General features: G+C 71.9%; 14 protein-coding genes and 2 tRNA genes. 13 read left to right on the top strand and 3 right to left on the bottom strand.

Features of this window, described 5'->3' with window-relative positions; translation table 11 throughout:
• Together VLF38_RS12900 and VLF38_RS12895 are read right to left on the bottom strand one after the other, a co-directional pair.
• Positions 1–603 (bottom strand): class I SAM-dependent methyltransferase (locus VLF38_RS12900; RefSeq protein WP_325271649.1); only part of this gene is annotated, 603 nt, incomplete at its 3' end.
• 59 nt (positions 604–662) lie between these two features.
• Positions 663–738: transfer RNA gene (locus VLF38_RS12895), tRNA-Arg, on the bottom strand.
• A 177-nt stretch (positions 739–915) separates the two neighbouring features.
• Between VLF38_RS12895 and VLF38_RS12890 the strand changes: the two genes are divergently transcribed.
• The 5 genes from VLF38_RS12890 (at position 916) to VLF38_RS12870 (ending at position 3,833) form a co-directional block, all read left to right on the top strand.
• Positions 916–2,115, top strand: coding sequence for an LCP family protein (locus tag VLF38_RS12890; protein ID WP_325271648.1), 1,200 nt, complete (start codon positions 916–918; stop codon positions 2,113–2,115).
• Entirely contained in the window at positions 2,112–2,303 is a 192-nt protein-coding gene (locus tag VLF38_RS12885) for a hypothetical protein (protein ID WP_325271647.1), read from the top strand. Before VLF38_RS12890 ends, VLF38_RS12885 begins: the two co-directional genes overlap by 4 nt.
• Before the next feature lie 64 nt (positions 2,304–2,367).
• Complete coding sequence (locus VLF38_RS12880) at positions 2,368–3,003, top strand: SAF domain-containing protein (RefSeq protein WP_325271646.1); 636 nt, start codon at positions 2,368–2,370, stop codon at positions 3,001–3,003.
• A gap of 65 nt (positions 3,004–3,068) precedes the next feature.
• Positions 3,069–3,422, top strand: coding sequence for an MscL family protein (locus VLF38_RS12875; RefSeq protein ID WP_325271645.1), 354 nt, complete (start codon positions 3,069–3,071; stop codon positions 3,420–3,422).
• Positions 3,423–3,590: 168 nt separating this feature from the next.
• Positions 3,591–3,833, top strand: coding sequence for an FmdB family zinc ribbon protein (locus tag VLF38_RS12870; RefSeq protein WP_325271644.1), 243 nt, complete (start codon positions 3,591–3,593; stop codon positions 3,831–3,833).
• Positions 3,834–3,923: 90 nt separating this feature from the next.
• On the opposite strand, the gene VLF38_RS12865 is transcribed toward VLF38_RS12870, so the two are convergent.
• Positions 3,924–4,508: a 5-formyltetrahydrofolate cyclo-ligase gene (locus VLF38_RS12865; protein WP_325271643.1), complete on the bottom strand. Its 585-nt coding sequence runs from the start codon at positions 4,506–4,508 to the stop codon at positions 3,924–3,926.
• Positions 4,509–4,567: 59 nt separating this feature from the next.
• On the opposite strand from VLF38_RS12865, the gene VLF38_RS12860 reads away from it, so the two are divergent.
• The 8 genes from VLF38_RS12860 to ybaK all read left to right on the top strand — a co-directional run bounded on the left by VLF38_RS12860 (position 4,568) and on the right by ybaK (position 10,494).
• Positions 4,568–5,965, top strand: a complete 1,398-nt coding sequence (locus VLF38_RS12860; RefSeq protein ID WP_325271642.1) for a UTP--glucose-1-phosphate uridylyltransferase — start codon at positions 4,568–4,570, stop codon at positions 5,963–5,965.
• Positions 5,965–7,185, top strand: coding sequence for a gephyrin-like molybdotransferase Glp (gene glp, locus VLF38_RS12855; protein ID WP_325271641.1), 1,221 nt, complete (start codon positions 5,965–5,967; stop codon positions 7,183–7,185). Before VLF38_RS12860 ends, glp begins: the two co-directional genes overlap by 1 nt.
• Positions 7,185–7,664, top strand: coding sequence for a cyclic pyranopterin monophosphate synthase MoaC (gene moaC, locus VLF38_RS12850; protein ID WP_325271640.1), 480 nt, complete (start codon positions 7,185–7,187; stop codon positions 7,662–7,664). The genes glp and moaC overlap by 1 nt, the downstream gene beginning before the upstream one ends.
• Positions 7,661–8,149, top strand: coding sequence for a MogA/MoaB family molybdenum cofactor biosynthesis protein (locus tag VLF38_RS12845; RefSeq protein WP_325271639.1), 489 nt, complete (start codon positions 7,661–7,663; stop codon positions 8,147–8,149). The genes moaC and VLF38_RS12845 overlap by 4 nt, the downstream gene beginning before the upstream one ends.
• Before the next feature lies 1 nt (position 8,150).
• On the top strand, positions 8,151–8,756 hold the full coding sequence (locus VLF38_RS12840) for a GNAT family protein (RefSeq protein WP_325271638.1): 606 nt from the start codon (positions 8,151–8,153) through the stop codon (positions 8,754–8,756).
• A gap of 60 nt (positions 8,757–8,816) precedes the next feature.
• Positions 8,817–9,674: a hypothetical protein gene (locus VLF38_RS12835; protein WP_325271637.1), complete on the top strand. Its 858-nt coding sequence runs from the start codon at positions 8,817–8,819 to the stop codon at positions 9,672–9,674.
• 91 nt (positions 9,675–9,765) lie between these two features.
• Positions 9,766–9,841 (top strand) — tRNA-Ala (locus VLF38_RS12830).
• Between the two features lie 167 nt (positions 9,842–10,008).
• Positions 10,009–10,494, top strand: a complete 486-nt coding sequence (ybaK, locus tag VLF38_RS12825) for a Cys-tRNA(Pro) deacylase (RefSeq protein ID WP_325271636.1) — start codon at positions 10,009–10,011, stop codon at positions 10,492–10,494.
• Positions 10,495–10,592 lie beyond the last annotated feature (98 nt).

Raw genomic sequence — 10,592 nt, 5'->3', positions numbered from 1 at the left:
GAGGTAGAGCCCGGTGGGGAAGCGACGCAGACCTGCCGCGAGCCGCGCCCACAGGTCGGTCACCGCCTCTGCCGGCAGGTAGTTGAGCAGTCCCTCCGTGATGACCGCGGTGCCCACCGACGGATCGAGTTGGTCGAGGAGGGCGCCCAGCGAGAGCGGTCCGTCGGCAGCGAGCGCGTCGATCTCGACGATTCGGTGACCGGCGGGCAGCGGGGTGCCGAGGGCGGCGAGCGCCTCGCGCTTCTGCCGCGCCATCGCCGGCAGGTCGGCCTCGACGTACGTCAGCCGTCCGGCGTACGACGTCGCGTAGCTCAGCCCGCGCGGGGAGAGGCCCGCCGCGATCTCGACCACCTGGCCGACGCGGCCGCTCTCGATCGCCTCGGAGAGGAGCGTGTCCATCGCGCGGTGGCGGGCGATGAGGAGCCCCTCGAGGGTCGGGCCGCCCGCACGCGCGGCGGCAGCCATTGCCGGACGCAGGGAGGTGTAGAGGACCGCGCCGGTGCGGGTCGCCAGGGCCCTCGGGCCGAGGCCGTGGCGGGCCCAGACGTAGCCGGTGTAGTGCGCGGTGGGGCTGATCGCCGCCGAGCTTCGCCGCAGGGCCATGAGGGCTTCCGATCCCGCGCGCAGGCGGGGCGCGGCACTCGCCGCGGCAGCCTCGTGCGTGGCGCCCCAGGCAGGATTCGAACCTGCGACACCCGCTTTAGGAGAGCGGTGCTCTATCCCCTGAGCTACTAGGGCGGGGTTGTCGCGGCGCGACCGCGCCACGACGGCGTACATCCTTGCACGGGGGTGCGGTGAGGGTGGGGAGCGGATGCTTTTGTCCGATCGCGCTGCGCACGTCACAATGCAGGGACGTGTCGTCCTTCACTCGGGGGAAGGGGTCGCGCGCCCTGACCGAGTCGAGAAAGTAGTCCGTTGAGCCAGCACAGCGCCGCTGCGCGGCACCGCGCCGCGGCACCGCGTCACCACCACGTGCTCCGGACCCTCGGCTACGGGCTGCTCACGCTGACCGTCGGCATGATGCTCTTCGTCTCCTACACCGTCCGCTCCCTCACGGCGAACGTCGACGTCCTCGGCACCGGCTTCCTCACCGACCGCCCGGTGAAGGAGGAGGTCGAGGGCCCGCGCGAGCCGCTCAACGTTCTCGTGATGGGCTCCGACTCGCGCGACGGCCGCAACAACATCGACGGCCTGACCGGGGGCGGCCAGCGGTCCGACACCACGATCCTGCTCCACCTCTCCGCCGACCGGAAGCACGCGTACGGCGTCAGCCTGCCGCGTGACGCGATGGTCCAGCGTCCCGACTGCAAGAAGGCGGACGGCGAGACGATCCCCGGCGAGTTCGCCATGTGGAACGTCGCCTTCGCCCTTGGTGGCCCCACCTGCACGCTCCAGCAGGTCGAGAAGCTGACCGGCATCCGCGTCGACCACTTCGTCGTGGTCGACTTCAACGGCTTCCGGGGCATGGTCAACGCCGTGGACGGCGTCGAGATCTGCGTGCCGGAGGAGGTCAACGACACCCACGGCAACATCCACCTCGACGCCGGGCGGCGCGTGGTGAAGGGCAAGGAGGCGCTCGACTACGTGCGTGTCCGCAGCGGCATCTCGTCCAACGGCGACATCGGCCGGATGAAGCGCCAGCAGGTCTTCATCGCCTCGATGGTCGACCGGGTGATGAGCGCAGGGGTGCTGGCCCGCCCCGACCGCCTGATCGGCTTCCTCCGCGCCGCGACGAAGTCGCTCACGGTCGACTCCGGCCTCAAGGACATCCGCAAGATGGCCGACCTGGGCATGCAGTTCAAGGGCATCGACATGTCCAACATCAAGTTCATCACCGTGCCGTTCGAGTCCTACGAGCCCGACCCCAACCGGCTGGCCTGGAAGACCGACGAGGCCAACGTCCTGTGGCGCAAGATCCGCAAGGACCTCCCGCTGTCGAAGAAGCTGTCGTCGGAGGCGGTCACGGCCGGCGAGGACCCCAGCGACGAGCCGTCCCCGTCGGCGTCGTCCTCGGAGAGCGCGAGCAGCAGCGCGAGCAGCAGCCCGAGCACCGAGCCCAGCGAGCCGACGAAGTCCGCCGAGGAGATCGCCGAGGAGAACGGGCTCTGCGCGTGAGCGACGAGCAGCAGCCCGAGCCGGAGCAGGCGGTCGAGACCGAGCCGGCGTGGAAGCGCAAGGCGCGCCTCGCCGCGATCTTCGGCGACGTGGTGCCCGACAGCACGAGCGACGACCGTGACGACGAGGGCACCGGTGGCACCTCCGAGGAGTGGCTCAAGCGGCAGGTGCCGCCCCACCACGGCTGACCCCGCGCAGGGTGCCTGTGGAGAGCGCCGGCACCAGTCGGCGTACGGGCTCTAGCGTCGGGCCATGGACGTCTCGGGTGTACGCCGTCGGCTCGGTGCCGCGGCACGTGAGGTGCGGCGGGCGCTGCTGGTGCGGCGCCGGCTGCTGAGTGCGGTCTGTGCCGCGGTGGCGGTGCTGGCGACCCTGCGCGCGCTCGCGCCGCCACCCGAGCCGACCACCGCGGTGCTCGTCGCGGTGCGCTCCCTTCCGGCGGGCAGTGTGGTCGGGTCGGGCGACGTCGCCAGAGAGGCGTTGCCTGCTGCTGCGGTCCCGGACCAGGTGGCCGAGGCGCCGGTGGGTCGCACGCTGGCAGCACCTGTCGGTCCGGGGGAGGTGCTGACCGACGCGCGGTTCGTCGGTCCGTCGCTCCTCGAGGGGAGGCCCGGCTCGGTCGCGCTCCCGGTGCGGATCCCCGACGCCGACGTCGTGGCGATGCTCCGCGTCGGTGACCGGGTCGACCTCTTCGCCGCCGACCCGGCCGCGGTCGATCCCCACGGCACCCGTCTCCTGGACTCGGTGCTCGTCCTGGCACTCCCGGCGCCCGTGGGCCGAGACGGTCGTCAGGGCCGGCTGGTCGTGCTGGAGGTCACCCCGGATCAGGGAGCACTGGTCTCCGGACATGCGGCGCGGTGGCTTCTGACCATCGCCCTGGGTGGCTAGGGTGCGTTGCGAGATCGCCCTGCCCTCGGAGCAGGGTGGCGCCTACTTCACCTGAAGGAGACCAGATGTCCGGTTTCAAGAACTTCCTGCTGCGCGGCAACCTGATCGAGCTCGCCGTCGCGTTCATCATGGCCACGGCGTTCGCCGCGGTCGTCACCGAGTTCACCAACCTGATCATGAGCCTGATCGGCAAGCTCGGCGACCAGCCCGACTTCAGCAAGCTCACCGCCGGTGGCGTCAACATCGGGCTCTTCATCAACGCCCTCGTTGCGTTCGTGATCCTGGCCGCCGTCGTCTACTTCTTCGTCGTGGTGCCCTACACCAAGGCCAAGGAGCGCTACTTCCCGGCCGAGGCCGCCGGCCCGTCCGAGGTCGAGCTCCTCACCGAGATCCGCGACTCGCTGGCCAACCGCGCCTGATCGCCGCTCTCCTGCCGCGAGGCCCGTCTCCCCTGGAGGCGGGCCTCGCGCCATTTCCGCGTGGGGTGGCGCGGTTGCGTACACTGGCAGTCGGCTGGCCGGAGTGCCAGCCACTGGCGTGCCGCCGGGTCCCGGTCGGCGCTGTCGAGGACACGAGAGGAGCACCCGATGCCGACCTACCAGTACGCCTGCACCGCGTGTGACCACGCCTTCGAGCAGTTCCAGAGCTTCAGCGACGATGCGCTGACGGTCTGCCCCGAGTGCGAGGGCAGGCTCCGCAAGGTCTTCAGCGCCGCAGGCGTCGTCTTCAAGGGTTCCGGCTTCTACCGCACCGACTCGCGCTCCGGCTCCTCGTCGAACAGCAGTTCCTCATCGAGCTCCTCGAGCAGCGCCAGCTCCAGCGCCTCCTGACCACAAGCCCCACCTCGGCGCGCCACAAGCCCCACCTCGGCGCCGAAGTGGGGCTTGTGACCACGCGAGAAGGGACTTGTGGTCACCCAGTCAGAAGCGCGTGAGGCCTGACGGCGTCGCCGCCGCATGCACGGGTACGTCGTGCGGCTCGGCCGGCACGGACCCCAGCAGCTCGCCGTCGTGCAGGAGCACGCAGACGAAGGCGTCGGGTGCGGCGCGGTTGAGGGCGCGGTCGTAGGACCCGCCGCCCTTGCCCATGCGCACACCGTCGGCACCGGCCGCGAGCCCGGGCACCAGCAGCACCTCGGCGGTGGCGATCCCCTCCGGTCCCACCCGCGGTCCGGAGGGCTCCAGCAGGCCGCGGCGGGCCGGCACGAGGTCGTCCTCGCTGCGCAGCACGGCCCAGTCGAGGTCGTTGTCGGGGAGCAGCACGGGCAGCAGCACGCGCTTTCCCGCAGCGAGCAGCGCGGTGAGCAGGGCCCCCGTGCCCGGCTCGGAGCCGACCGAGACGTACGCCGCGACGGTGGCCGCCCGGCGTACCTCGGGAAGGGCGAGCACGACCGCAGCCAGATCGCGGGCGCCGGCCCCGAGCGTGGCGACGTCGAGCGAGCGTCGTGCGGCGAGAAGTTGGTCACGCAGGGCGCTCTTCGCGAGCGTGACGGCGGGCTCGGACATGCCGGTCAGCCTACGGTCGAGTGGATTCGGGTGGCACACCCCGGCCTACGATGCCGGGCATGGCAACCGACGCGCTCGCCGCTGCCCGCGACAAGATGGCAAGGGCCGGGGTGGACCCGGTCGCCATCGAGGTCTTCACCCACTACTTCCACCAGCTGGAGGAGGGGGCGACGGGGATGATCCCCGAGGAGACCATCGAGCCGCACGACATGGACGCACTGGCCGACGTCGCCGTCACCGACGAGGTCGCGGCCGAGGCGATCCGCCACACCGCGGTGATCAAGCTCAACGGCGGCCTCGGCACCTCGATGGGCATGGACCGCGCCAAGTCCCTGCTCTGCGTGCGCAAGGGCCTCAGCTTCCTCGACGTCATCGCCCGCCAGGTGCTCCACCTCCGCCAGCAGTACGACGCGCCGCTGCCGCTGCTCTTCATGAACAGCTTCCGCACGAGCGCGGACACGATGGACGCGCTGGCGCGCTACGTCGACCTGCCCGTCGACGGGCTGCCGCTGGAGTTCCTCCAGAACAAGGAGCCCAAGCTCCTCGTCGACTCGCTGGAGCCGGTCACGTGGGAGGAGGACCCCTCGCTCGAGTGGTGTCCGCCCGGCCACGGCGACATCTACACCGCGCTCCTCAGGCCCACCAAGTCCGGTTCCACCATCCTCGACGACTTGATCCAGGCCGGCTACCGCCATGTCTTCGTCTCCAACTCCGACAACCTCGGTGCGGTGCCCGACGCCCGGGTCGCCGGCTGGTTCGCCCAGTCGGGGGCGCCCTTCGCCATCGAGGCCGTACGCCGGACCCCGAGCGACCGCAAGGGCGGCCACTTCGCGCGCCGCAAGGCCGACGGGCGGATCATCCTGCGCGAGTCCGCCCAGACGCTGGACGAGGACAAGGACGCGCTCGCCGACCTGGACCGGCACCGCTTCACCTCGACCAACAACCTCTGGTTCGACCTGGCTGCGATGAAGGCGGTGTTGACTGACCGCGACGGAGTTCTGGGGCTGCCGCTGATCCGCAACGAGAAGACCGTCGACCCTGCCGACCCGACCTCGCCGCGGGTGATCCAGGCGGAGAGCGCGATGGGTGCGGCGATCGAGGTCTTCGAGGGCGCGACCACGATCGAGGTCGGCCGTGACCGCTTCGTGCCGGTGAAGACCACCGACGACCTGCTTGTGCTCCGTTCCGACGTCTATGAGCTCCGTGCGGACTATGCGCTCGACCAGGCGGCCGAGACGGTGCCGTTCGTGGCACTCGACAGCGCCGTCTACAAGCTCGTCGACGGCTTCGACCAGCGGTTCCCTGACGGTGCGCCGTCGCTCCGTGCGGCCCGCAGCCTCACCGTGGAGGGCGACTGGACCTTCGAGCGCGGCGTCGAGATCTCGGGCACGGTCGTGCTGGAGAAGAAGTCCGCCGCCCAACGGGTGCCTGCCGGCACCGTCCTCGCCGGAGACTGATGATGTCTGCACACGGCAGGTCGACCACGCCGGTCGATGACCACCTCGCCCGCATCCTCGGAGCGGTCGCGCCGCTCCCGGCTGCCATCGTGCCGCTCAGTGAGGCGCTCGGCCTCGTCGTCGCGGCTGACGTCGTCTCGACCCTGCCCCTGCCGGCCTTCGACAACTCCGCGATGGACGGCTACGCCGTCCACCAGCGCGATGTCGTCGGCGCGACCGCGGAGTCTCCCGTGCACCTGCCCGTGGTCGGGGGCATCGGCGCCGGTGCCGCGGCGATCGACGAGCTCGCGCCCGGCACGGCCGTCAAGATCATGACGGGCGCCCCGGTGCCTCCCGGCGCGACCGCGGTGGTCCCCTACGAGTGGACCGACCGTGGCGCCCACGAGGTGCTCATCGAGCAGGCACCCGTCGTCGGCCAGAACATCCGCCGCAGCGGCGAGGACGTCGACGCCGGCGACCTCCTGGTCAGCGCCGGCACCGTGCTGGGGCCGCGCCACCTCGGCCTGCTCGCGGGGGCGGGCGAGGGCCGGGTCTCGGTCCGTCCGCGTCCCCGCGTCGTCATCGTCTCGACCGGCAGCGAGCTGCGCGAGCCGGGGCAGCCGCTCGGCCCGGGGCAGATCCACGACGCCAACTCCACGCTGCTCGCCTCCGCCGCCCGCGCGGCCGGTGCGTCGGCGTACCGGGTCGGCTCGGTCGCCGATGAGCCGGGCGCGTTCCTGGAGACGTTGCAGGACCAGCTCTCCCGCGCCGACCTGATCGTCACCAGCGGTGGCGTGAGCCAGGGCGACTTCGACGTGGTCAAGGCCGCGCTGAAGGAGAGGCTCTGGTTCGGCGACGTCGCGATGCAGCCGGGCAAGCCGCAAGGTTTCGGCACGGTCGACGGCGTCCCGGTCTTCACGCTGCCCGGCAACCCGGTGTCGGCGTACCTCTCCTTCCAGCTCTTCGTGCTGCCGGCCCTGCGGACCCTCCAGGGCCGCCACCGCGTCGTCCACCCACTGCGGCCCGCGCGGTGCAGCAAGGGGTTCGGGTCGGCGTACGGCAAGCGGCAGTTCGTCCGTGCGGCGTACGACGCGGGGCTGGTCGCTCCGGTCGGCGGCCACGGCTCGCACCTGCTCGGTGACCTGGCCGCGGCCAATGCGCTCATCGTGGTGCCGGAGGAGACGACGGAGGTGCGGGCGGGCGATACGGTTCAGGTACTGCTGCTGGACGAGGAGTTCTGATGCCCGAGGTGCCTGGCCGCCTGACCCACGTCGACGAGTCGGGCGCTGCCCGCATGGTCGACGTCTCGGAGAAGGACGTCACCACCCGCGTCGCGACCGCCTCCGGCCGCGTGCTGGTCTCCGCCGAGGTGGTGGCGCTGCTGCGTGGCGAGGGCGTGCCGAAGGGCGACGCGCTCGCGGTCGCCCGGATCGCCGGGATCATGGGCGCGAAGAAGACCCCGGACCTGATCCCGCTCTGCCACCCGCTGGCGGTCTCCGGCGTGAAGGTCGACCTCGCGGTGAGCGATGGTGCCGTCGAGATCTCCGCCCGGGTGAAGACCACCGACCGCACCGGCGTCGAGATGGAGGCGCTGACCGCCGTCTCGGTGGCTGCGCTCACCGTCGTGGACATGGTCAAGGCCGTCGACAAGGCCGCGGTGATCACCGACATCCGCGTCGAGACCAAGACCGGCGGCAAGTCGGGGGACTGGGCACGATGACCGGCCTGCCCGCCGGTGTCGTGATCGCCTCCAACCGTGCCTCCGCCGGGGTCTACGAGGACGAGACCGGTCCGCTGATCGCGGCGCGACTGCGTGACTGGGGCTTCGAGCCCACCATCGCCGTCGTGCCCGACGGCGAGCCCGTCGGCGCCGCGATCCGGGCGGCGGTGGACGCGGGCGCTCGCGTCGTCCTCACCTCCGGCGGCACGGGGCTCACCCCGACGGACCGTACGCCGGAGGTCACCCGGCCCCTGCTCGACCGTGAGGTACCCGGACTCGCCGAGGCGATCCGGCTCCGAGGCCTGCAGGCAGGGATCCCCACGGCGGCGCTCTCGCGGGGACTCGCCGGTGTCGCCGGCGCCTGCCTCGTCGTCAACCTGCCGGGCAGCAAGGGCGGGGTGAAGGACGGCCTGGCCGCGCTCGACGGCGTCGTCGTCCACGCGGTCGAGCAGATCGTCGGCAGCGACCACCCCCGGGAGCCCTGAGATGGCCTGGCCCGTCACCCTCCACCACGGTCCGCTGACCCTGCGGCCGTTGCGAGCAGGCGACCGGGCCGCGTGGACGGAGCTGCGGTCGCGCAATGGAGACTGGCTCCGACCGTGGGAGGCCACGATGCCTCCCGGCGGTGGGGCCCGTCCGACCTCGTTCCGATCGCTCGCGCATCGGCTGACGCGGATGGCCCGCAGGGGTCAGGCGATGCCGTTCGCGATCGAGGTGGACGGTCGCTTCGCCGGCCAGGTCACGGTCAACAACATCGTCCGCGGCTCGGCGAACTTCGCCTCGATCGGCTACTGGATCGGGCAGGAGCACGCCGGGCGCGGGCTGATCCCCCTCGCGGTCGCCCTCGCGATCGACCACTGCTTCCGGGTCGAGGGACTGCACCGGATCGAGGTGGCGATCCGTCCGGAGAACACCAACTCGCTGCGGGTCGTCGAGAAGCTCGGCCTCGAGCGCTGTGGCTACGCCCCGCGGTACCTCCACATCAACGGCGCGTGGCGTGACCACGTGCTCTTCGGGATCACGGCGGAGGAGTGCCCTGGCGGGCTGGTCGCCCGGCTGGAGGCGAGCAAAACCCAATCGTCACAGGAGTGATTTCCCGACACACCTATGGACTTGCGTCTCAACCTGCGCTATCGCTCCTAACCTCAGAGCGTGGACATCACTTCCCTGATCTTCGTGGCCCTGGCTGTGGCCTGGGCCGTCTACCTCGTGCCCAAGGCGCTCCAGTCGGCGGACGAGGGCGCGGTGAGCCACTCGGTGGAGCGCTTCTCGTCCGCGCTGCGCGTCCTCTCCCGTACCGACACGGTCACGGAGGCGGCGCCCGCCCCCGCCACGGCTCCGGCTGTGGCGACCGATGCCGCTCCGGTCGCCGGTCCGGCCCCGCGCGTACGCCGCCCTTCCGCCGCGCAGATCCGCGCCCGTCGCGAAGCCGCGCGCCGCGCGGCGCAGCGCCGCCGCCGGGTGCTCGGGACCTTGCTGCTCCTCAACGTCGGCGTCGCGGTCGCCGCGGCGTTCGGCCTGATCGGCTGGGTCTGGCAGGCCGCGCCTGCCTCGCTGCTGGTGGCGTGGCTGGTCACCTGCCGCCTCATGGTCCGCTCCGAGCAGGCGGCGAAGGCCGACGTGTGGGCACCGACCCGCGTCCGGATCCCGCGTCGCCCCGACTCCCCGGTCACTGCTTCCCCGGCTGACCAGGAGAGCGGCGACGTCCCCGCGGACACGGTCGTGGACCGCAACGACCAGGGCTTCGACGAGGTCGGCTCCGACGCGGACACGAGCACGATCGAGGCGGTCCGCGAAGACCTGTGGAACCCCGTCCCGATCACGCTTCCGACGTACGTCACGAAGGAGCCTGCGGCCCGCCGCACGGTCCGCACGATCGACCTTTCGGCGCCCGGTGTGACGACGTCGGGCCGCACCGAGGAGGACGCCGCGATCGCGCGCGAGGCCGACGAGGCCGAGCGTCAGTCCAAGCTCTCCGCGCTCGCCCGCAGCATCCGCAAGAGCTCCTGAGCCACGCCGTTTCTGGCGCCACCCCGATTTTTGGCGGTCGGTGGCCGGGTGATATCTTTTCGCACGCAGCACGCGCAAGCGTGAAGCGGCTGGGGGTATGGCGCAGCTGGTAGCGCGCCTCGTTCGCATCGAGGAGGCCAGGGGTTCGAGTCCCCTTACCTCCACCAGCAGCAGAAGGCCGGCCCGCACGGGCCGGCCTTCTGGCATTTCGGGTTGTACGCCGCGCCGCGCGCCGCCGCGGCGGGTCCGCCGTACGCCCGCGGCGCGCCGGGCCAAGCGGTCGGGCCAAGGCTGCGGCCAGTAGACGCTGGCCGGCCTCCCTAGACTCGCGACGGTGGCGAGGAAGACAGCTGGCGGTACGCCGGCGACGGTGGCGCTGAGCGCGGCAGGCGTGCCCTTCGTGGTCCGCGGCTACGAGCACGATCCAGCGGCGGCCTCCTACGGCCTGGAGGCGGCCACCGCCCTCGGCGTGGAGCCGGCACGGGTCTTCAAGACCTTGGTCGCCGAGGTCGACGGCCGCCTCGTCGTCGGCGTCGTGCCGGTCGACCGTCAGCTGGACCTGAAGGCGCTCGCGGCGGCCGTGGGCGGGAAGCGCGCGGCGATGGCCGACCCTGCCGCGGCCGAGCGTGCCACCGGGTACGTCGTGGGCGGGATCTCGCCCGTCGGCCAGAAGCGTGCGCACCCGACCGTGTTCGATGCCTCGGCCGAGAACCACGGGACGATCCTGGTCTCGGGTGGCAAGCGTGGCGTCGACCTCGAGGTCGCCCCGGCAGACCTGCTCCGGGTCACCCGCGGCTCAGCTGCGGCGATCGCTCGTTGAGGCGGGTGACGCGGCCCCGCGACGCGGCTCAGCTCGCCGGCAGGTCGGTCAGCTCGTCGACCGGCTCGCCCTCGTAGGTGTCCGGCTGGCCGTTGCGC

The sequence above is a fragment of the Nocardioides sp. genome, assembly GCF_035481145.1.
Taxonomy (GTDB): domain Bacteria; phylum Actinomycetota; class Actinomycetes; order Propionibacteriales; family Nocardioidaceae; genus Nocardioides.
This window is presented reverse-complemented; position numbering and strand designations above follow the sequence as displayed.